Raw genomic sequence first — 23,105 nt, 5'->3', positions numbered from 1 at the left:
TTATCAAGATAAAAAGTGCATTTTTTTACCTGAAAAATATTTTTGCTTTTTAAGTATTGTTGCTATATACGGGTTAGAAATAACTACACCATGAACTAATTCTGGAGTAGGTTTAAATTTAACAACTTTTTCTGTTTTTGGGGCAATCCAACCAGATTTTTCTGGGTTTAATCCAGCTTTTTTACAATACTTAACCACCATTTCTCTATTACATTTTTCTTTACCTTGAAATACTTCCCAAGGTAAAGGAATTTTATTCCAAACTTCTGTATTTGGATCCAGTTTTCCTCCAGAACTATAATGCCAAGCTACAACATCTGCTGCCATTAAACGCAATACTTTTCCAAAACAAATCTCATGTAAAATATCATCCATTCCTAAGGCATAAATAATATTCATCCAATTATCTCTGGCTTTGTTCCATGCATTTGCTGTATTGTTCCATGTTGTAGAATCGTTTCCTCTACGAACAATCATGGTTTCACGATTAATATTACTTTTCACCCAAATTTCTTCTAAAAAGTAAGCTATCTCTTGAAGAATAGAAGTCCATTTTCCTAACAATTTTCCTTTCTCTTTGTCTGAAAGATTTTGTAAAACTTCTTTACTAGTATAAATATGTGAAATTGCCCACCAATTAGTTTGATTTTTTCTTACGCTTTTTACTTGATTTTTTAACCTATTGAAAACATTAGTTTCTGTATCAATTCCTTTGCAACGATTTAATAACATATTTGATATTTCATCAAATGATTTTTCTTGACTAGTATTTGTAAACACACTACGCAGGTTACAACGAGCATTATAATAAGCAATAAAACATGCTGAGTTGATATCTTTTTTGAATTCTTCAAAACTTAATGTATGTGATAAACCGTGTTTACCAATCTTTTGAAATTCAATTTTTTTAATTTCTCTACTATAAGCTAATAACTTCTTTTCTAAACGTTTTAAAAGCCTCCATTTTTTATTATACTGTCTTTTACTTATATCTAATCCCTTTTCATTTCTCTGGTGTTTATTTAATCGATCGCCAAGAAAATTGTTTGCACCAAATTCTTTGTTAATTAAAGAGGATATGTTTTTAATAAATTGCTGAATTTCATCTATATTATTATAATCAATCGTCTTTTTAAGATTTAAATTAAATATTTCAATAGCTTTTTTAATTTGCTTTTCTGCTCCAATAGCAGTCGCAAATTCTTGCATCATAGAAGTATAACCAAAGAATACATTTTTGAGAGATCCTTTAGATGCTTTTCCTAAAATGATTTTTTCCTGAGGAGATAATTGATCTCCTAAAAACTCTTGAATCATTAAAGCAACATCTTCTGGACGTTTTCTTAAGAGCAATGTTCTATGTAAATCTTTTAATGTATTCATCAATGATGATTTTTAATTACAGTACAAGATTACAAACGTATTACGCATTGTATTTGCGTAGGTAGAAAACAGTTTTGTTTTTTTAAAAAAAGTTTCTAGTAGTTTTATTCGTTAAATTATTTAACTCGATTACATTTTATAAACTACAACGACCATTGTCGAAATCATTTAAAGAAGGATTATATGCATTTCTAGCTATATCAAAAGTTGAAAATGAATTTGAGGTAACAAGGTTCTGAATACCACAAAAATTATTCAATTTAGCATTGAAAGAAATAAATAGATCACCAACAGAAACGATATTTGATAAAGAATTAATGTTTTCTAAAGAATCGTTTTTTTCAATATAAATGCCTTCTCGGCTATGTTCACCAACCTGTTTTAAGTTATCTAATCCATCAAGGTTTAGCAAATTATTATTTTCAGTTATATACAAACTATTTGTTTTAGTGATTGATTTTAAACCTTTAACAGATGTTAAAGATGCATTTTTAGTGATATTAATATAAGTTAAGTTGTTGTTTTCATTTAAAGAAAGAGCATCGATATTTTCTAATTTTTCATTTGAGGTAATTATTATATCTTTTGTAATTGAAGTAGCACTAAAACCAGATAAGGTTTCTAAATTTTTATTAAATGATATTTCTAGATGATTAATGTTTTTAATACTATTAAGTCCTTTTAAGTCTAGAATTTTATCGTTATTGTTAATTTCTAAAGAATTTATAACTTTAACTTTTTCAAGAAAAACCTCTAAGTTTTCTAATGAAGAATTGTTTTTTATAACTACATAAGAAGTTTCATTAAGTTGATTAAGTCCTCTTAAGTTTTGTAAATTACTATTGTCTTGAATTTTTAAACTTTTTATTGATGTTACCTTAGAAAAACAATCATTAAGATTTTTAATTTGTGTATCAGTAATAGTAAGTTCCCTTACACTGATTAGGTTATCGAACCCATTAATTTGGTTTAATAAAGGGTTAGCTTTAATATATAAAGCATTTAGAGTGGTTATGTTTTTTAAAAAGGCATTAATACTTTTTAAACCAGAATTGTTTTCTATAATAACCTTTCCTTGAATAACTCTAAGACATTCGAATAAATTATCTAAATTTATTATTGGATCATTTTTTAAAAGATCTTCTTTTATTATTAAATCTCCTTCTATAGATTTATATCCGTGACTATTAAAATCATCCACTTCTTTTTGTGTTGTTAAAATAGCGGAATTGTATAAAGTTCTTAAATTATCTCCGCAACGATCTGTTTGTTGGATAAAATCATCCTTATCGCTTTCGCAGGAACTAATAATAAAAGATAACAGTAAAATTAAAAAGTATTTAGTTTTCATAGTTTGGTTAGAATACAATTTTATATACCTTAAATCTACAAAATAAGTTAGTTAATACCAAAAACCTCATTTTAATCATTGTTTTACAATCATTTTGTGAGCTTTTATTAAATTATCTAATCCAGAATCCATATTTCTATTTTTTAACCAAAGTCCTGTAGTTAGTAATGAATTGCCTGTGAAATTTTGTTCTGTAAGTACTAAATTTTGTTTTGGATTTATCATTAAGAAACGTTCTCCATAACCGTCAGACCATACCGTTTCTGTATTAGAATCAATCCACCATTGATACCCAAAGCCATCGTAACGACCATAGTTAATGTGATTTTCCTTTAAATTGCTGTGTGAGGTTATACTTTTTTTAATCCATGTTTTAGATACAATTTGTTTCCCGTTCCAAACACCTTCATTAGCAACCATTGCACCAATTCTAGCTAAGTCTCTTGTGCTTAAAAACAAATAATATTGTTTATGTTTTGAAGGTTTTTTAGGTAGAAACCAAGGAGTGCCAACAATCACATTGTTTTCAGAAAAATCTTGTAACCCCATAGGTTTTGCTAAATATTTTTCCATAAAACTTCCAATAGACATTTTAGTTTCTTGTGTAAAAATGCTCCCTAAAGCATTAGCATCGAAATTGTTTGAGAAAAAGTAAGTTCCTGGAGCATGACTTTCTCTTTTTGGTCTATCTGTTATTTGTGAATCGTGTTCTCCTTGTGAAGGTAAAAATATACCAGATTTAAACATTAAAAGATCTTGTATTGTAGCTGTTTTTTCTTTCTTTGTTAAAGGGACAATTTCATCGATTTTAAGCTCATCTAGTGTTTTATGAATATCGATCAAACCTTTATCTACTGCAATTCCATATAATAAACCTAAAATGGATTTTCGAATAGATGCTATATTCATGATTTTATCTGTAGAACCGTATTCATAAATAATCTTTTCGTTTTTCAGAATAACTATTGAGCGTGTTCTTGAAGGTTTTGTTTTAGGTGTTAATATATTTCGAATTTCTTGAGGAAGAGGTTTTCCATAAGTTAATCTTGTTTGATATTTTGGATTTGGATTGCTAACTCTTGGTACTGCTATGTAAACGAAAAATACAATTAGTAGTAAAAGAATGCTTAAAAGTGTTCTTTTGATAATTTTTTTAGTTCTCATATGTCTATTTTAAATACGTGTCAATATTTATTTTTCTACTTCTATTGTTGGCATTTTTCACAGCTTTTAAGATGTTGTTTAATGTCAATCGGTTTAGATATTTTCCATTGGCAATTACAGCTTCTATACTTTGTGAGTTTTTTATGTTTTCTAGCGGATTTTTATTTAGAAGTACTAAATCTGCACGATAACCAACTTCAATTTTGCCTATAGGTTCTTTCATCCAATTTGCAGTTGCGGAAGTTGTAGCTCTTAATATCTCGGTGTTAGTTAATCCTATTTCACTAAGTGTAAGCAGTTCTTCGTGTAATGAAAAACCAGGAACAGTTCCAGCGGCACCGTTTGCATCTGTTCCAACTGTAATCACTACATTGTTTTTAATTAGAGTTTTTGTTATTAAATCTATTGCTTTTATGTAGGTATCCCAATAAATTTTTGCTTCAGTTTTTTGTTTTTCTGAAAAGTTATTAGAATACTCATAAGAGTTATTACCAGGAAGCCATCCTTTTGAAATTGAAGAACCTTCTATCCATCCCGGATTTTGATATTCTAAAGCAATAGTTTTGAGATAATCTGATAAGTGAAAAGCTTGTTTTGCGGCACTTTTATTAGTCGCTACGGTTGTAGAAATTGTAATATTATTCTTTTTTAACTGAATAGCAATACTATCAATATTTTCTTCAAGATGTTTAAGGTATATCTTTGCATTTTTTGAAGAAATATGTCCAAAACTAAACATAGAAGCATATAATATTGATTCTACATGTGATAATTGTGATTGACCAGAAGTATAAAGTTCCTCAAGTGTAATAGGAACCGGTAAATGTCCAATAACAGGAATGTTTATTTTTTTAGCTTCATCTATAACTGCATAATAATTAGTTTTGTTAAGATCGGAGCTTAACTTAATGGCTTTATAACCTTTGTTTTTATAATAATGAACTGCTTTTCTTGCTGCTTTTGGAGTAGTATAATTTTGATGACGTCTTTCCATCCAGCTTCTAAAATTAGCTTTCATTCCTTCTTGGCTACTAAGTTTAGGCGAAACAATGTAAATGTTTGGTCCAATTGATCCATTATCAATTTCTTTTTGATATTCAAAATGCTCTTTCATTCCTGTCATTTCTCCCACATGAGTAATTCCATTGGCGATATAAAGAAGTAAGTCGTTTTTACTTTTCTTTAAATGCACATGAGAATCAATTAATCCAGGAATTAAGTATTTATTGCGCCCGTCAATTTTATAAAATTCTTTAGTAACAGGAGTACTATCAACATGAACAGCAATGATTTTTTTGTTTTCTACTAAAACTGTCTGATTCGGAATCATAGTTTGTGCATCAGCACTTAATATATTCACATTAGTAATAGCTAATTTTCCTGAGATAGCTTTAAACTGAGAATTATCTACAATTTCAGTGTGGGCACCTAATACATGATCTATCTCTGAGCGGAAATAGAAATACACACCAATATCTACTAATAAGATTCCTGTAAGAATTCCTAATATCCACTTTTTAATTGTTGATTTCATATGTCTATCGTTTGAAATGTTTTAGCAAAAGACAGTAGAAATCTTTATTTAGTTACATACAAAACCCTTGAAAATACTATTAAAAAAGATTTTGAGAGTACAAAAAATAAAGAAGAAGGTCTTTAGACCTTCTTCTTTGTTTTTATGTTGAGCTATTTTATTTGTTGAATAAAACAGAAGCTTGTCCGTATTGAAAATGAATTGGGTTATGTCCAGGGTCATTTTTATACATGTAAATTTCTGATGGTGGTTTTTGGAATAACATAATAATATCTGAACCTCCAAACCTGAATTTTCCAAATTCTTGTCCTTTAACTACAGTTTTTCCTTGCAATTTTGTGTACATGTCTACACCAGAAACTTGACACATTCCAATAGGTAAAATAGCTACTTTACCAACTTCTGGTCCAGCATCCATAATCACTATTCCTCTGGCTTGATTAAATTCGTAACCATCTTCGGCACCATCTGGAGCATCCCATTGTCCGTTTTCCTGTAATTCTACATTTAAAAATACTTGTCCTTGCACAGGAATAATTTCTAAAATTTTTCCACTTACAGGTGTGTGAAAACGATGATAATCGAAAGGACTTAAGAAATAATGTACAAATGTTCCACCATAAAAATCATCACTATATTTACTGAATTCTAAAAGTTGATCAATAGTTCCAATAGTATGAGTTCCTTTTAAAGAAACTTTAGTTTCAACACCTTTCTCATCTAAAACATTTCCGTTGTTATCGATTGGATAAAATTGCTTGTAAGTACAGTCTGCAGGTGATGTAATCACAGTATTATCATTTGGAGCTGTAATTGGACGTAAAGGACTTATTCCTGTTTCTGGATCTGCATCATTAAACTCTCTATAAAAGAATTCATTAAATGTTTTCCAGTTTTTTTCATTTTTAGCGTATAAAGGAAAATTATACATTGTATCGTATTTAAACGATTGTAAACTTTCTTTAGTTAAAGAAGCTTCTGTATCTAAGAAATTACCCCAAGCTTGTGCAAAATCTAGCAACCAATTCGCGAATTTTTCAAAGCTTTGCATTGTTAGTTGTGTTCCAGGAACTTTTTGATCAATTAACCAATAAGATTGACATAATAAATCATATACTTTTTGATTATATCCATTTTTTTGATTGTTACTTTTCCAAGCATTCGGATAGGTCGGGTCATTACTTTCATTAGGAACTAAACGAACATATAAATCTAAGTAGTCTAAATAAGCATTAACGGTTGTTGGCCATCCATTCCCTTGAAAAACATTATCAATTGCATGATATAAATCTGAGTTTAATTTTTCTTTTGCTTCAGTTGAAGCAGCGAGTAAAGAAGCTTCTAAAGCAGCAGTCATTCTTACATCTTCAGAAAGAATTTGCTTTAATTTAGCAACTACAGGGGCGTGTTCATGTGTTCCAATTGGAACTACTACAGTTTTTTGCGTTTGAGTTTCCATACGTGTTTTGGTTATTAATGATATTTAAAGTTCTTAAAAACACGTGTTTAATTGAGTTAAAAAGTCATAAAGGGTTGATTTTTAATTATAATCGACTAAGATTTGAGTATGGGAATTTTTGATTTTACTTTCTTATATAAAATGAATAAGAATTATGAGCTTTATTCAATAACTATTGCCAAATCATGTTTATTTATTTCTATATAATTTAAAAGATGTTCTTCTAGTGCTTTGTCTTTTTCCATAGCACTAAATACTAAGTTTTTTACATGAAGTAGAGAATCTCTGGTGGTTGCATTTATCGATCTTATAGCATCGCCACGATGCTTTTCTAAACTATTCATAAACTCAGGAGTCTCTTTTATGTTTTCGTTCATTAAACGTTCGAAAATGGCTTCATAAACTATAGCTTCTAATAAAGTGAAATCCTTATGTTGTAATTCAATCTCTTTTAAACCATTAATTCCAACACAAATTTTAGTGCTATAAATATTTCCCTTTTTTTCAGATAAGAAGAATTTAGAAGCAACTTTCATTAATTCTTTTTTAGTGAAAGTTTCCTTTTCGCTTTTGTTATAGAATGTTTTATAAAAATAGCTTTTGAATTTTTTATTATCTAATTGAGCTGCAAAAATTGCTTTAGCTTTTGTGCTGTCTGGTAATATTTTTGAAATAGAATCTATTGAAATTTTGTTAGTTAGTAAATATTCATATCTTCGAGGTGTTCTGTTAATTTTAGCACTAATACTGTCATCAATTTTAACTAATGTTGTACTAACAAATTGAAGATTTTTTCCTTCATATTCAAAATTTTCAATTTTTAATTGCACATAATCACCAATATTAAAAGGCGAGGTCTTTTTCTGACAACTGAAAAAGAACATAGAAAAGAAAAGTAAAACAGCTAGATTTTTCATAGTATTATGATTCATAAACAATTTTGTAAAGGAAAACTTTACAAAAAAGAAAAACAATAAAAAGTTAATTTTATTGTTTTTAATTTATGCTATGAATTATCTTTTTTCTTTAAGAAAACGCTTTAATAAAAATTGTTTCAGCTATTCTAAAATTAGTTCTAGAAACAAAAAACATTTTGTTTTAAGTTGTTGTTTGTTAGTGTTTTATTTGGTTTTATGTTAATTGTTCCAACCTCTTTTTTCAAATGTCCTTACATTTTCTACATCTTTTATTTTTATCAGAAAATTAGTTAGTTTTTTTAAATTGTCATCGGCTAAATTTCCTTCAAAAGGATTAATATAAATTGCATTTCCAAAGTTGTCTTTGGTTTTTTCGGGTGAATCATCAACAATTAAAGCGCGTTCTAAAGTAAAACCTTGTTTTTTAATTTTCTTTAATCTTTTTTCATAAACATATCGATCTAAGTCGTAATCTCTTCGGACTGTACAACGAGTTCTTGCCCAAACAAACTCGAAGTTTATATTTTCTGGACGAATAGTTTCAACAATATCATTCACATATGTATCGTCTGCAGAAGACCAAACAGCTAGTTTGAAATGTTGATTTACGAAATCTAAAAACTCATTTAAAAACGGACGCTTATACACGAAATAATCAGCATATTTAAAATCATGTGGAATCGTTAATTTCTTCTCTGTAGCATGAATTAAGGTTTCATCTAAATCTAAAATTAAAAGTATAGGTTCTTTAGTTTCCATTTATACACTAATAATATTTTGATGTTCTAAAATAGGTAAATTCAAAAAGCGTAACACGAGTTGTGCAACAGCGACAGTATCGTTCTCACAATAACGAACAATTCGATTTAAATCATTTTCTTGATAATATACTTGATATACTTCGGAACCATCGATGTCTTCTTTAGGTGATGGAACGCCAAGAATATGCGTTAAAAGTTTTAAAGATGTATAGTGTTTATAATCGCCAAACTTCCATAACTCTAAAGTATCTAAATGCGGAACTTCCCAAGGTTTTTTACCAACTAAATTTAGTTTTTTTGGAAGCTTAATATTGTTAATAATCATTCTTCTGGCAATGTATGGAAAGTCAAATTCTTTTCCGTTGTGCGCACAGAGAATATGTTTTTCTTGTTTGAAATGATTATCAAGTAGATTTTTAAAGTTTTTGAGTAATGTATACTCACTTTCATTCTTAAAAGAAGTAATACGAAGCTGTAGTTTTTTGTTCTTTTCGATAAAATAACCAACAGAAATACAGATGATTCTACCAAATTCAGCCCAAATTCCGGCTCTGTGGTAAAATTGTTCAGCAGTAACTTCTTCTTTTCTTTGATAACGAGTTTTTAACCCGTACAATTCTTGTGTTTCCTCAGGAACATCATTCCAATGTTCATATTGAGGAACTGTTTCAATATCTAAAAACAAGATATTTTTCAGGTTTACGTGTTGTAACATGAATATATAGCAATTTGATTTTCAGTGTGCAATTTTGGTAAAATTATGAAAAAAATTGAAAATGTCACTTCGAGCGCAGTCGAGACGTTTTTAGTAAAGTAACATGTGGATTTTTAAAGTCTCGACTGCGCTCGACTTGACAACTATTTTTATTGATTCATTAAATCTTCGATTTCATCAACTTCGATAGGAATGTTTTGCATTAAGTTGAAAGGTTCTCCTGATTCTTGAACAACTACATCATCTTCTAAACGAATTCCGAAACCTTCATCTGGAAGATAAATTCCTGGTTCAACGGTAAATACCATGTTTGCTTGGATTGGTTCGTGTAATAAACCGTAATCATGTGTATCTAATCCCATATGATGAGAAGTTCCGTGCATAAAATATTTTTTATAAGCTGGCCAATCTGGATTTTCATTCTGAACATCTGCTTTGTCTAATAAGCCTAATCCTAATAATTCAGAAGTCATTAATTTACCAACTTCAACATGATAATCTGCCCAAATTGCTCCAGGAACTAACATTTTTGTAGCTTCATTTTTAACTCTGTTTACAGCATTATACACATCTTTTTGACGAGCTGTATAACGACCAGAAACAGGAATTGTTCTACTCATATCACTCGCATAATTTGCATATTCTGCAGCAACATCAAAAAGAATTAAGTCGCCATCTTTACATTGTTGGTTATTCTCAATGTAGTGTAACACATTTGCGTTATTTCCACTAGCAATAATTGGTGTGTAAGCAAATCCTTTAGAACGATTTCTTAAAAATTCGTGAGCAAATTCAGCTTCAATTTCATATTCCCAAACACCAGGTTTTACAAAACCTAAAATTCTACGGAAACCTTTTTCAGTGATATTACATGCTTTCTGAATTAAATCGATTTCAATTTGATCTTTTACAGAACGTAAACGTTGTAAAATTGGATTACTTTTAGCAACACTGTGTGCAGGATATTTTGCTAATAACCATTTTGTAAAACGAGCCTCACGAGTTTCAGTTTCTATTTTAGCTCTATAGTGTTCATTGGTGTTAATGTAAACAGTATCTGCATAAGCCATCATTTCGGCTAATACTTTTTCTAAATCTTGAAGCCAAAAAACAGTTTTAACTCCACTTGTTTCAAAAGCTTTTTCTTTGTTAAGCTTTTCTCCTTCCCAAATAGCAATATGCTCGTTTGTTTCTCTTAAGAATAAAACTTCTCGTAAGCTCTCTTTAGGGCAATCTGGATAAACAATTAGAATACTTTCTTCTTGGTCTACACCACTTAAAAAGAAAATATCTCTATGTTGTTCAAAAGGTAAAGTAGAATCTGCACTTACAGGATAAATATCATTAGAATTAAAAACTGCTAAACTGTTTGGCTTCATTTGAGCCATAAAGTTTTTTCTATTCTTTATAAATAGATCTTTATTTATAGGAAGATATTTCATTTAGATTTAGTGTTTATAGATTTATATATTTCCAAAAATAAATAAAGAAATTGCGATAAACTAAAGCCAAATGGCCTTATTTTATTTTTTTACGAATTCTACTCATGTGTCTTTTCGAAATTCCTAAAAATGAAGCCAAGTAATGTAACGGAATACTATTTAATAGTTCTGGATCATTAGCTAGTAGTTTTTGATATCTAGCTTCAGGAGAAAGTGTAAGAAGGTTTATTCTATAATCATCAATTAGAAATATTTGCCTTTCAATAAGTTTATGATAAAATAAAAAAAAGGCTTTATTATTTTTTAATAACGTATTAAATTTTTGAATTGAAAGTACATGTAAATTCACTTCACTTAAAGCTTTTATATTTTTTCTAGAAGCTTCTTGATGTAAAAAGCTTTTTAAAGCCGAAGTACAAGTGTTTTTTAATGCTAAATAGGTTGTTTTTTCTTCACCATCGATGGTTATATAATGCTGAAGTATTCCATTTTCAATAAAACAGAAATAATCACAAATAGCTCCTTCTTTAACAAATAGTTCGTTTTTAGAAAGAGTTTTTTTTTCGAAAGCATCTACGATTTCATTGATGTGAATATCAAGTGATTCGTCGTTTATAATTTCTTTTAAATAGATTTTTAAACTCATTCTATGTTCTGATTATGCTGAAGCCAAAATTTTGGTTTAAAAATACTACTTGATAAATAATAAGTGAATTTAAAAACAGGATTTTTAAGATTTTTTTCTGTTGTTGTTTTTCGGTTTTCTTTTAAAGTTGTTTCTAGTTTTTTGATGAACATTAGAGTTACTTTCCTTATCCTTTTCGGATTTCTTTTTAGATCGAAAACTTCGTTTGATTTGGTTTTTTTTACTTGGTTTTGAATTATTGTTGTTTTCTCTTGAAGTTTTTTTCTGTTGAGATTGAACAGTTGGCGTAAGATCAAAGCCTTCTAGTTCAACAATTTTTAGTTTTTGTTTTAATAATTTCTCAATGTTTTTAACATATTCGAATTCTTCATCAGCAACTAAAGATATTGCTTCTCCACTAGCTCCTGCTCTACCAGTTCTACCAATTCTATGTACATAATCTTCAGGGATATTTGGTAATTCATAATTAATAACATGAGGCAATAACGGAATATCTAATCCACGTGCAGCAATATCGGTAGCAACTAAAACACGAATAGTATTTTCTTTAAATCCGTTTAATGCTTTTGTTCTGGCACTTTGACTTTTATTTCCGTGTATGGCAGCTGCAGAAATCTCTCTTTTTTGTAGTTTCTCTGCTAATCTATTTGCACCATGTTTAGTTCTTGTGAAAATTAGTACTTGATCCCAGTTATCTTTTGAAATCAATTCAATAATCATTGCTGCTTTTCTACTTTTTGGAACACGATATATCTTTTGCTTAACCATTTCCGCAGTTGTGTTCTCAGGAGCAGCTTCAACAAGAACAGGATCTGTTAAAATTCCTTTAGCTAAGGCTTTTATTTCTTTTGAAAAAGTAGCTGAGAAAAGTAAATTTTGTCTTTGATTCGGTAGTAAAGCTATTATTTTTTTAATATCTCTAACAAATCCCATATCTAACATTCTGTCTGCTTCATCAAGAATTAGAATATCAACTCGTTTTAAAGACAATACTTTTTGATCATGTAAATCTATAAGTCTCCCTGGTGTAGCAACTAAAATGTCAACCCCATTTCTTATAGCGGCAATTTGTTTTTTGGGTTTTACACCTCCAAAAACAACAGTCGACTTAATATTAAGATGTTTACTATAATCTCGAACATTATCATAAATTTGAGCTGCCAATTCTCTTGTAGGAGTTAATATTAGCGCACGTATTGGTCTAAATTTTGGATTTTTGGTATCTGTTATTATTTGCAATATAGGTAATGTAAAACCAGCGGTTTTTCCTGTTCCTGTTTGTGCAGATGCTAATACATCATTACCTTTTAAAATTACTGGTATTGCTTTTTCTTGTATTGGGGATGGGTTTACATATCCTTTTTCTTCAATTGCTTTTAAAAGCTCTTTCTTTAACCCTAGTGATTCAAATGTCATAAATATGTGTATAGGAATAAATTAAGTTTTATTCCTTTATCGGTTGCAAAGGTACTATTTATAGATTTTGTAAATGAAAAAAACACCTAAATTAGTTTTAGATGCTTTTTTGATATACTTGTTGGAGTTACAATATGTTATTTCTTAATTGCATTTTTAATAACTCCAATAATAGCCATTAATACACCTCCTCCTGCTGTACCTCCAGCAATACTGCCTAAGATACCACCAATATCTAAACCTAAAGTACTTAATATTTGAGCACCAAGTCCTCCTCCTAAAATTCCAACTACAGAATTCCACAATGTTCCCATTGAAAACTTTTTTAATAAGGCTCCAGCAATGTTTCCGCCAACGGCACCTGTTAAAAGGCTAATAATAATTTCAGTCATTTTTTGATTTTTTATTAATTAAAATTACTTTAAATTAACAAAAAAATAATCTGATAACCAAAACTTTACAGGTTTCCTATGTGAAATAAAGGATCACCAAGATTCACAACAGGAAAGTTATTTTTGGCTATGATATAACCATCTTTAGGCGATTTTACAGAGAATTTTGTTTCACCATAAGTATCCATAATAAATCCAACAATTTCTCCTTTTTTAACGGATGCCCCATTTTTAACTTTCGGATTAAAAATACCAGCTGCTCGAGCGCGTAACCAGCTTTTTTTAGTAATTTCTATAGCTTCTTCATGTAAAGGGATTTCTATAGAATCATTAATCATATTAAAATGACGTAAAATTCTTAATGTTCCGTAAATACCTTGATTAATTGCAAATTCATCTAGTCTTAATGATTCACCTCCTTCATAAACAATAACAGGAATGTTATGTTTAAAACATTCGTTTCTAAAAGATTTAGGAATAAGTTTAGAGCCAAATTTAAAAGGAGCATTAAAAATATCAGCCAAAGCTTTTCCACGTTCATCTCGAGGTGTATATCGAATTTGAGCGTAATTACTACGTTGTGCTCCGCCAGTATGATAATCGATAGCAAAATCAACATTTTTAGTAATCTCTTTCATGAGATAATATGCTAATCTACTTGCTAAAGATCCTTTTGTAGAACCTGGAAAACTTCTGTTTACATCTTTTCCGTGTAACTCTCTAGAAAAATCTAAAAATCCAAATATGTTCAATAAAGGAACAACGATTACACAACCTCTATGAATTTTATAAGACTTATCTATTAACATGCGTCTTACTAATTCAATACTGTTGGTTTCATCACCGTGCAATCCACCTTGTAATAAAATAGTCGGACCAGGTTCTTTCCCGTTAAAAATATATACCGGAATTTCTATTAAAGTTCCTGTAGGTAATCTGTCTACAGGGATTTTTATCAGTTTTGATTCTCCTAAAGAAATTCGTTCTCCACGAATAACTATCTCCTCATTCTTGAATTCTTTGTCGAACATTTTTTCTCTAAATATTTTATAATTTCTTCAGCGACATTAACTTTTGTGTAGGCTTCAATTCCTTGTAATCCGGGAGTTGAATTTACTTCAATTAATAATGGTCCACGTTTCGAACGAATTAAATCTACGCCGGCAATAGGTAAACCTAAATAACCAGCTGCTTTTATCGCCATAATTCGTTCTTGATTTGTTAAATCTGCTTTAGTAGCCGTTCCGCCTCTATGAATATTCGATCTAAAATCATCATCTAAACCTTTTCTTTTCATAGAAGAAACAATTTTGTCACCAACTACAAATACACGAATATCTTCGCTATTACTTTCTTTAATGAATTCTTGAAGTAAAATACTCATATTCATTCTGTAAAAAGTATCAATAATAGACTTTGCAGATTTTTTACTTTCCGCCAACATTACACCCATTCCTTGAGTTCCTTCTTGCATTTTAATAATTACTGGTGCTCCGCCCAGTAACTCTATTTGTTCTTTAATGTTTTCAGGATTTACAGAAAAAACAGTATCAGGAATTGGAATTCCTTTTCTGTTCATAATTTGAAGAGTTCTTACTTTATTTTGAGCCCTGAGTATACCTAAAGATCTTGCTGTACTGTATACACCATGCATTTCAAATTCTTTAACAATTGCAGCTCCATGTCGAGTTACCGAAGCACCAATTCTAGGAATAATTACATCAGGTTCGTCAATAATATTTTCTCCTTCATAAATAATTTCTCTTTTACCACCACTAAGTTTTATAGAGCATTTGTTATGATTAATCACACTAACATCATGTCCACGTTTAACAGCTTCGTCATATATTCTTTTTGTAGAATATATGTTTTCACCTACCGATAAAATAAAAATATTCATGAAGATGCTTTTTACACAAATCTAATCAAAATTAAAATGGAAAGTATTTTTTATTTTTGATACTACTTTTAAAGTCAAAACCAAATGAAACAAATCTTATCTATATTCCTATTTGTAGGAATAGTAACCTTTGCACAACAAAATCCGACAAAAGCCAGTATTGTTCAAGATGCACTTCAGCAGAAAGCAACGATGGCTAAAAATTCATTAGTAAAGAATATTCCTTTTGAAAATATTGGTCCAACTGTAATGAGTGGTAGAGTTGTAGATATCGCTGTAAATCCAAACAATACAGTTGAGTTTTACGTTGGATATGCTTCTGGAGGTTTATGGTATACAAATAACAATGGAAATACATTTACGCCAGTTTTAGATAATGCACCAACTCAAAACATTGGTGATATTGCTGTAGATTGGAAAAATGGAACAATTTGGGTAGGAACAGGAGAAAATAATTCATCGCGTTCTTCTTATGCTGGAATTGGAATTTTAAAATCTACAGATAAAGGTAAAACATGGACAAACGTAGGTTTACATGATTCACATCATATCGGTAGAATATTAATTAATCCAAATAATCCAAATGAAGTGGTTGTTGGAGTTTTAGGTCATTTGTATTCATCAAATAATGAAAGAGGAATTTATAAAACTACCGACGGAGGAAAAACTTGGAGTAGAACTTTATTTGTGAATGAAGACACAGGAATTATCGATGTGCAACAAGCTCCGAATAATTTTAACACGTTATATGCTGCTTCTTGGGAAAGAGAACGTAAAGCTTGGAATTTTGATGGTGATGGCAAAAACTCTGCAATTTATAAATCTACTGATGGAGGTAATACTTGGCGTAAGGTTTCTGAAAATAATGGATTTCCAAACGGAGATGGTGTAGGAAGAATAGGTTTGGCGGTTTATGATGAAAATACAGTATATGCTTTTCATGATAATCAATTTAGAAGAAAGAAGGATGGAAAACAAAAAAGTGATTCGAATGCATTGACCAAAGAAGATTTTAAGAAAATGTCTACTGAAGAATTTTTAAAATTATCAGATAAAAAACTAAACAGTTATTTAAAAACAAATGGCTTTCAAGAAAAATACAGAGCAGACAACGTAAAGCAAATGGTGCGATCTGGGGCTGTAAAACCGATCGATTTAGCGAAGTACTTAGAGAATGCAAATTCATTGTTATTTGATACACCCGTAGTTGGAGCAGAAGTTTTTAAAACAACAAACGGTGGGAAGTCTTGGAAGAAAACGCACGATGGATATTTAGATGATATTTATTATTCTTACGGATATTATTTCGGAGAAATTCGAGTAGATCCGCAAGATAAAAATGGAATTTATGTTTTAGGTGTTCCAATTTTAAAGTCAAAAGATGGAGGGAAAACCTTTACATCAATTAGTAGAGAAAATGTGCACGCCGATCATCAAGCGCTTTGGGTGAATTCTAAAGTTCAAGGTCATTTAATTGACGGAAACGACGGTGGATTAAATATCTCTTATGATGATGGTGAAAGTTGGTTAAAATTAAATACACCACCAGTTGGACAGTTTTATGCGATTTATGCAGACAATCAAAAATCGTATAATGTTTATGGCGGATTACAAGATAACGGAGTTTGGGTAGCAAATCATAACGCTCAAATTAACAAGGCTTGGCATCAATCAGGAAAAAATCCATATGAATCAATTATGGGCGGAGATGGAATGCAAGTTCAAGTGGATGATAGAAATCCAAATATTGTATACACAGGATTCCAATTTGGAAATTATTTCCGATTAAACAGAGAAAATGGAGGACAAAAGTACATTCAGCCAAAGCATACTTTAGGTGAGAATCCGTATCGTTTTAATTGGCAAACACCAATATTATTATCTAAACATAATCAAGATATTTTATATCTAGGAGGAAACAAATTACACCGCTCTTTAAATCAAGGAGACGATTGGGAAACAATTTCTGGAGATTTAACTCAAGGAGGAAAAAAAGGAAATGTTGCTTACGGAACATTAACTACAATTAGTGAAAGTCCGTTTCAATTCGGATTGATTTATGTAGGTTCAGATGATGGATTGATACATATTACTAAAAATGGAGGAGGAAGTTGGGAGAATATTTCAAGCACGCTTCCTAAAGATTTATGGGTAAGTAGAGTTATTGCTTCTAAACATAAAAAAGAGCGAGTATATGTTACATTAAACGGATATCGTTGGGATGATTTTTCAACTTATGTTTATGTTTCTGATGATTATGGAAAATCTTGGAAAAACATTGCAAATAATATCCCAACATCACCAGTAAATGTGATTAAAGAAGATCCAGATTACGAGAATTTATTATACATAGGAACAGATAATGGTTTATATGTTTCTTTTGATTCAGGAAAATCTTGGGAAATTTTCAACAAAAACTTACCTAATGTTGCTGTACATGATTTGGTAATTCAACCTAAAGCAAAACATTTAATAGTAGGTACACACGGAAGAAGTTTGTATAAAGCGAATATTAAGCCGTTACAAGAGTATTCTGGAGCGATTTCAGATAAAAGCGATAAAATATTTACTATAAATAATATTAGAAAGAGTGGAAGATGGGGAAGTTCTTGGAGTAAGTGGTTACAACCTTATACACCAAGTATTACGATTCCATATTTTTCAAATACAAACCAAGATACAGTTTTTACAGTTTTCAGTGGTGATGTTGTTGTAAATTCGTTTAAAGTAAAAACTTCAAAAGGGTTTAATGAAGCTGAGTTTGATGCAAGCTTTAGTAAAAATGGATTAAAAAATTATAAAAAAGTAAATAAAGAAGCTGTATTGAATACAGCGAAAAATGGAAAAACATATTTACCTAAAGGAAAATATAAGGTGAAAATGGGTAATGCAATAAAAACATTTGAAATTAAATAAATGGGAGTAATAAAAGTAACGAATATAAAGATCTTTACAAACCATGGATGTCTAGAGGAAGAGGCAAAAATTGGGTCAGAATATAGAGTTGATATAAAAGTTAAGGGAAATTTAACACTTTCTGCAAAAACCGATGAATTAAGTGATACAATAGATTATGTACACTTAAATAGAATAGCTAAAGAAGAAATGAATAAACGATCTAAATTGTTAGAGCAGGTGGCTCAGAGGATGTTAGATCGAGTTTTTGATGAAATTCCTTTGGTAGATGAAGCAGAAATTAGCGTGTCAAAAATTAATCCACCAATAGGTGGGAATGTGGGAGAAGTAACAATTATACTATCAAAAGTGCGTAAAAGTTAAAAAATACTTGCCACTAAAAAGAAAAAGTTTAAATTTGCACTCTCACTAAAGGTGTCGTGGCCGAGTGGCTAGGCAGTGGTCTGCAACACCATCTACAGCGGTTCGAATCCGCTCGACACCTCAAAAGTCTCAATATTTTAATATTGAGACTTTTTTTATGTTTGAAATGTAACATATTTGTTGTTTTATAACATAAAAATTGCAAAATATAAGGTTTTTTAACCCATTCATAATAAATGTAACATATTTGAATGTTTCATAATAAACTTTAATATATCTTTGGTATATATTAAATCTGTGGTCATTAAAAGCTAAGTTGGGGGACAAATGTTTTTATTTAAAGACTAGCAAGATTTAAGAGTTAAGATAACACAACCTATTTTTAGGTTGTGTTATTGTTTTTAAATAGTATACTTAACAGCTCAAATTAAATAAATGCTTTATCTTTTATTGATAATGTGCATTTCTTTCAAAGTATTTTTTTCCTTTTTAACCCATTTTATTTCCTTCTAAGTTTATTTAATGATTTTGTTTGTAGTGTCTTAAAATACTTTTGTGGTGTAAACCAAGAAAAGTATTATTTAAAATGAAAACAATTAATTATTTAATACTAACAATGCTTTTGTTAGTAGTTTCATGTAACGATGATGAGGAAGTTAGCCAACCTGATAATGGTAATCCTCCAACAACTGTAAAAAAAGATGTAGTTTTTAATGAAATTAAATATCAAGGAACTAAAGATCTTATAGAGATTTATAATAGAGGAACCCAAGCAGCAGATATTAGTGAATACTGGCTTTGTTTAGGTCCAGGTGCTTATCAAAAAATAGGAGATTTAACTCCAGAGTCAGGAAATACAACAATACCAGCAGGTGAATATTTAGTAATAAGTTACAATTTACCAGATGATAAAGGTGGATTAGGATTGTATTCAACAAATGAGTTTACAAATCCAGACGCAATTATAGATTTTGTTCAGTATGGTGATTCTGGTTCTGCTAGAGAAAATATTGCTGCTTCTGCAGGAATTTGGACAGCTGGTGATTTTGTTCCTGTTGTAAAAAGTGAAGACAATAGTATCGTTTATGATGGAGAAGGTAATGGAGTTATGAATTGGGCAGAAACGACAGAAGTTACTTTTGGAGCACAAAATGTTGTTATGCCGCCACAAGATGATGTTCGTTCTGTTGTAATTAATGAGGTTAATTACGGAAAAGATAAATTAATAGAATTATGGAATAACGGAGATGTAGCTGTAGATGTTAGTGATTATTGGTTATGTTTAGGGCCAGGTCAGTATTTACAAGTAAAAAATGCTACGGTTATAAGTGGATCTGCGCAGTTAAATCCAAGTGAGTTTTTAGTGGTAAGTTGGGATCAGTTAAGTGAAAGTGCAGGTTTAGGTTTTTACGCTTCAAATGCATTTACTAACCCAGATGCAATTTTAGATTTTGTTCAGTGGGGAGCTTCAGGTAGTGCAAGAGAAAATGTAGCTGTTGCTGCAGGAATTTGGACAGCTGGTGATTTTGTTCCTCAGGTAAGATTAGAGAGTTATAGTTTAGCTTACGATGGAGAAGGAGATGCTATTTCAGATTGGAAAGAAGCTGTAAATCCAACTTTTGGTAGAGGAAATGCTGCTGAAGCTACAAAAACAAGATTTACTGTAACAATTACAAATAAGATTAATTATTTAGGAACACACGTTTTTAATACACCAACAGGAGCTACAAATCCAGGTCCAGTAACTAATGTGAATGGAAGTTATTCTGTAAAATTTAAGGCAGTACCTGGAACCAAATTGAGTTTCGCTTCAATGTCTGCTGCTACTAACGATTGGTTTTTTGCTCCAAGAATGACAGGAATAGATCTTTTCGATGCAAGCGGAAGTGCTGTGACAGGAGATATTAGTGATCAGATTTACTTATGGGATGCAGGAACAGAAGAAGAAGATCCAGCTACAATAGCAACTGAACCTAACGGAGGAACAGCTGGAAGTCCAGATGATGATAACACAGTTCGTGTGGTGAAAAATGATGTGACACCTTACTTAAGAACAGAGTTAGCTTACGATAGTTCAACAAGGTATTTTACTTTAACATTAACAAATTTAGTAGGAGCTTCAGGAAGCACACCAATTGTACTTACACCAGGTTTAGCTGTATTACATGCACAAAACGCACCTTTATTTACAGTAGGGCAACCAGATAGAGGATATGGATTAAAAGAAATTGCAGAAGCAGGTGATCCAATGCCATTATATCAATGGTTTAACGCAACAGGTTCTCAAGGAGCTCCATTACGTTTATCTTCTTCGTATACAGTGTTTTCTCCAGCAATATTATATGCATTTAGTACAACTAAAGATCCTTGGTTTGTTCAAGGAGAGCAAGCAAAAGCATCTAGTGGTTTAGAAGAAATTGCTGAAGATGGAAATAACCAAGTTGCTTACGAATATTTAAAAGGTTTAGGTCTTCCAGTAGCTAAGAGTAACGAAACTGCTCCGGTAAAACCAGGTGAATCGTTAACATTCACAATTGAAGTTCCACAAGGTTTAGATTATAAATTAGGATTTGGAACAATGTTAGTAGATACTAACGATTGGTTCATTAGTTACAATAACAATGGGGTTGCTTTATTTGACGAAAACGGAACAGCTTTCTCTGGTACTTCTGAAAGTGATGAAACTTATCTTTTTGATGCAGGAACTGAAGCTGATGAAGAAGTTGGATTTGGAGCGAATCAAGCACCAAGACAATCTGGAGCAAATACAGGAGCAGTCGATAGCGACAATTTAATTAGACGAGTAGCTATATTAAATGATGTACAGTTTGGTAAAGGAGCAATTAATAGTTCTCCTGGGGTAACATGGTTTGGTGATCCAAGAGGAGGTTATAATTTAATTGAGGTGAATATCCAACCTCAATAATAAAACATGCGTTTTGAATGAATAATATAATTCATTCTATGTATTAATTTGGGATTATTTTCTCCAGTCAATCTGATTGACTGGAGTTTTTTAGTTTTTTAAAGTAACATTTTTCTAATTAAACAAGTTTATGTTGTTGTTTTTCAGGTTTTTATGTTTTTTTGTTTGATTGTATCAATATTGAAATTATTTCAAATATTGGAATTATATTTTTGTTGCTTCATACCCCAATGATTCTAACAATGAAAAAAGTTTTATTTTTTATTCTAACATTATTACTTTTCAATTCATGTAAACCAGAAAAGATAGACACAAAGATTAGTTCAGAAAAAATAAAAGAACAATTGTCTAAAACTTCTATAACAGAAAAACAATTTTCATATAAACCTATAAAACCAATAGATGGTAAGTTAAAAGCTGTAGTTGAGTTAGGAGCTTCTGGTTTTAATTCTTTTGTTATTAATATTGATAAAGATAAAAACTGGGAAATTAAAAGTAAAGAGTATGGTAATAGCTCAATTTTAGATGGTAATGCTTCAGTTAAAGAAATTCGAAATAAATTAAAATTATATATCCAAAAAATTATTGATTTAGGCGTAGCATCTAAAAATATTCATTTTGTTGTGAGTTCTGGAGCCGATAAAAAAAGCATTACTCAAAAAATAAAAAGTGAATTAAATGATATTGGATACAAAGTTAATGTTGTTACTGCTGAAGAGGAAGGACAATACGCGTTAAAATCTGTAATGACACCTCAATTTGAAGACACTACATTTGTTGTAGATATTGGTTCAGGAAATACTAAAATATCTTATATAGATGGGAATTCAATTGTTAGTAAAGAGGTTTATGGTTCTAAATATTTTCAAAAAAACATAAATGATCAAGAAGTATATAATCATGTAAAAGCTATTGCAGACAGCGTTCCAGAGCAAAAAAGAAAGCAATATTTTATTATTGGAGGGGTACCTTATCAAATGGCGAAAAAGTTAAGAATAGAAAAAGAACGATACACTTTGTTAAATAAAGATATTTCTGTTTATCAGGATGTTATTAGTGAGAAAGGAGCTAAAACTAAAAGTGGAGTAAATATTTTTAAAGCTATTAATGATGCAACAAATCCAGAAACTGTAATTTTTGACTGGGATTCTAATTTTACAATAGGTTTTTTATTGGATTTAACAGATTAAAAACTACCTATCAATAAAATTTATTAATAGGTAATTTAAAGGAAATTGTTTAAAATGATTATTTAATGTCTTCTAATTTCTTTATTAGAATTGTGTCGTTTAATATAGAATTTCTTTGATTTTTTAATAAACTGACAATTGTTTTAGGTAAATGTTCTTTAGAATTTATCACTTCATTATATTCTTTAACAGAAGCTTTTTCTCCTCTGATAGCTTCTTCTAAAATAGATTTATCATTGTCTAAAGAAAAAAAGGCTCTTGTATCCATCCAAGTTCTATGTATAGTTCCTAATTTACTCCCTTCTTGTTTAGTTTTTTCACCCAATAATCTAATTTCTTTTTTTAGTTCATTTCCGAATTTTTTACGTTCCTTGGCTTTTCTTTCAAATAAACTAGTTAATACGTCACTATCTACATTTTCGGCTGCAGTTTGATATCCTTTTTCAGCATCGTAATTCTTTATCAATAATCCGTTTAATTGACTAGCTATTTCTTGTGTATAGTTATACATAATATTTTTGTTTTTATAAGTGATAAGTAGTTTGGTTTAAAATGCTTACTTTTTTACATTTTTTAAAGAGGTGAATATGTTTTAATTTAATATTCTTAAATCTATAGACACATGTTTTT

At 30.1% G+C, this 23,105-nt stretch carries 19 protein-coding genes and 1 tRNA gene; 5 read left to right on the top strand and 15 right to left on the bottom strand.

Translation table 11 applies throughout. The features are described 5' to 3' along the window. Positions 1 to 3 precede the first annotated feature (3 nt). The 14 genes from AC2TEO_RS10650 to AC2TEO_RS10585 all read right to left on the bottom strand — a co-directional run bounded on the left by AC2TEO_RS10650 (position 4) and on the right by AC2TEO_RS10585 (position 15,080). Positions 4 to 1,383, bottom strand: a complete 1,380-nt coding sequence (locus AC2TEO_RS10650) for a hypothetical protein (RefSeq protein ID WP_442264804.1) — start codon at positions 1,381 to 1,383, stop codon at positions 4 to 6. A 136-nt stretch (positions 1,384 to 1,519) separates the two neighbouring features. Continuing rightward, positions 1,520 to 2,734, bottom strand: coding sequence for a hypothetical protein (locus AC2TEO_RS10645; RefSeq protein ID WP_442264803.1), 1,215 nt, complete (start codon positions 2,732 to 2,734; stop codon positions 1,520 to 1,522). A gap of 75 nt (positions 2,735 to 2,809) precedes the next feature. Beyond that, positions 2,810 to 3,898 carry a serine hydrolase domain-containing protein gene (locus tag AC2TEO_RS10640; protein WP_442264802.1) on the bottom strand — a complete coding sequence of 363 codons (1,089 nt, stop codon included), beginning with the start codon at positions 3,896 to 3,898 and terminating at the stop codon, positions 2,810 to 2,812. Positions 3,899 to 3,902: 4 nt separating this feature from the next. Beyond that, positions 3,903 to 5,432 (bottom strand): amidohydrolase family protein, encoded by a 1,530-nt coding sequence (locus tag AC2TEO_RS10635; protein WP_442264801.1) that lies wholly within the window; start codon positions 5,430 to 5,432, stop codon positions 3,903 to 3,905. Positions 5,433 to 5,589: 157 nt separating this feature from the next. Next, positions 5,590 to 6,891, bottom strand: coding sequence for a phosphatidylserine decarboxylase (locus AC2TEO_RS10630; RefSeq protein WP_442264800.1), 1,302 nt, complete (start codon positions 6,889 to 6,891; stop codon positions 5,590 to 5,592). A gap of 161 nt (positions 6,892 to 7,052) precedes the next feature. Further along, on the bottom strand, positions 7,053 to 7,823 hold the full coding sequence (locus AC2TEO_RS10625) for a hypothetical protein (RefSeq protein WP_484730857.1): 771 nt from the start codon (positions 7,821 to 7,823) through the stop codon (positions 7,053 to 7,055). A 204-nt stretch (positions 7,824 to 8,027) separates the two neighbouring features. Then, positions 8,028 to 8,567, bottom strand: coding sequence for an NIF family HAD-type phosphatase (locus AC2TEO_RS10620; RefSeq protein ID WP_442264798.1), 540 nt, complete (start codon positions 8,565 to 8,567; stop codon positions 8,028 to 8,030). Further along, positions 8,568 to 9,284, bottom strand: a complete 717-nt coding sequence (locus AC2TEO_RS10615) for a 3'-5' exonuclease (protein ID WP_442264797.1) — start codon at positions 9,282 to 9,284, stop codon at positions 8,568 to 8,570. 149 nt (positions 9,285 to 9,433) lie between these two features. Then, positions 9,434 to 10,726: an aminopeptidase P family protein gene (locus AC2TEO_RS10610; RefSeq protein ID WP_442264796.1), complete on the bottom strand. Its 1,293-nt coding sequence runs from the start codon at positions 10,724 to 10,726 to the stop codon at positions 9,434 to 9,436. A gap of 76 nt (positions 10,727 to 10,802) precedes the next feature. After that, on the bottom strand, positions 10,803 to 11,372 hold the full coding sequence (locus AC2TEO_RS10605) for a Crp/Fnr family transcriptional regulator (protein ID WP_442264795.1): 570 nt from the start codon (positions 11,370 to 11,372) through the stop codon (positions 10,803 to 10,805). A gap of 84 nt (positions 11,373 to 11,456) precedes the next feature. Beyond that, on the bottom strand, positions 11,457 to 12,788 hold the full coding sequence (locus AC2TEO_RS10600) for a DEAD/DEAH box helicase (RefSeq protein WP_442264794.1): 1,332 nt from the start codon (positions 12,786 to 12,788) through the stop codon (positions 11,457 to 11,459). Positions 12,789 to 12,925: 137 nt separating this feature from the next. Beyond that, a complete protein-coding gene (locus AC2TEO_RS10595) occupies positions 12,926 to 13,180 on the bottom strand; it encodes a hypothetical protein (RefSeq protein WP_442264793.1) in 255 nt (84 codons plus the stop codon). A gap of 65 nt (positions 13,181 to 13,245) precedes the next feature. Then, the gene (locus AC2TEO_RS10590; RefSeq protein WP_442264792.1) at positions 13,246 to 14,211 is read right to left on the bottom strand and encodes a succinylglutamate desuccinylase/aspartoacylase family protein; all 966 of its coding nucleotides are present in this window, start codon (positions 14,209 to 14,211) and stop codon (positions 13,246 to 13,248) included. Continuing rightward, entirely contained in the window at positions 14,178 to 15,080 is a 903-nt protein-coding gene (locus AC2TEO_RS10585; RefSeq protein WP_442264791.1) for a RimK family alpha-L-glutamate ligase, read from the bottom strand. Before AC2TEO_RS10585 ends, AC2TEO_RS10590 begins: the two co-directional genes overlap by 34 nt. Before the next feature lie 84 nt (positions 15,081 to 15,164). Here AC2TEO_RS10585 and AC2TEO_RS10580 point away from each other — a divergent pair, with 84 nt between their 5' ends. The 5 genes from AC2TEO_RS10580 to AC2TEO_RS10560 all read left to right on the top strand — a co-directional run bounded on the left by AC2TEO_RS10580 (position 15,165) and on the right by AC2TEO_RS10560 (position 22,475). Next, positions 15,165 to 17,996, top strand: a complete 2,832-nt coding sequence (locus tag AC2TEO_RS10580; protein WP_442264790.1) for a WD40/YVTN/BNR-like repeat-containing protein — start codon at positions 15,165 to 15,167, stop codon at positions 17,994 to 17,996. Then, entirely contained in the window at positions 17,997 to 18,359 is a 363-nt protein-coding gene (gene folB / locus AC2TEO_RS10575; protein WP_442264789.1) for a dihydroneopterin aldolase, read from the top strand. It abuts the gene before it with no gap. A gap of 50 nt (positions 18,360 to 18,409) precedes the next feature. Further along, a tRNA-Cys gene (locus tag AC2TEO_RS10570) sits at positions 18,410 to 18,480 on the top strand. Between the two features lie 465 nt (positions 18,481 to 18,945). Beyond that, positions 18,946 to 21,285 carry a spondin domain-containing protein gene (locus AC2TEO_RS10565; protein WP_442264788.1) on the top strand — a complete coding sequence of 780 codons (2,340 nt, stop codon included), beginning with the start codon at positions 18,946 to 18,948 and terminating at the stop codon, positions 21,283 to 21,285. Between the two features lie 242 nt (positions 21,286 to 21,527). After that, positions 21,528 to 22,475: a hypothetical protein gene (locus AC2TEO_RS10560; protein WP_442264787.1), complete on the top strand. Its 948-nt coding sequence runs from the start codon at positions 21,528 to 21,530 to the stop codon at positions 22,473 to 22,475. A 58-nt stretch (positions 22,476 to 22,533) separates the two neighbouring features. Here the strand turns inward: AC2TEO_RS10560 and AC2TEO_RS10555 are convergent, their stop codons facing one another. Further along, positions 22,534 to 22,986 carry a ferritin-like domain-containing protein gene (locus AC2TEO_RS10555; protein ID WP_442264786.1) on the bottom strand — a complete coding sequence of 151 codons (453 nt, stop codon included), beginning with the start codon at positions 22,984 to 22,986 and terminating at the stop codon, positions 22,534 to 22,536. Between the last annotated feature and the right edge of the window lie 119 nt (positions 22,987 to 23,105).

It is taken from the genome of Tenacibaculum aquaeponti (genome assembly GCF_057221555.1).
The sequence above is the reverse complement of the archived record's forward strand: the minus strand, read 5'-3'. Positions and strand labels throughout refer to the sequence as shown.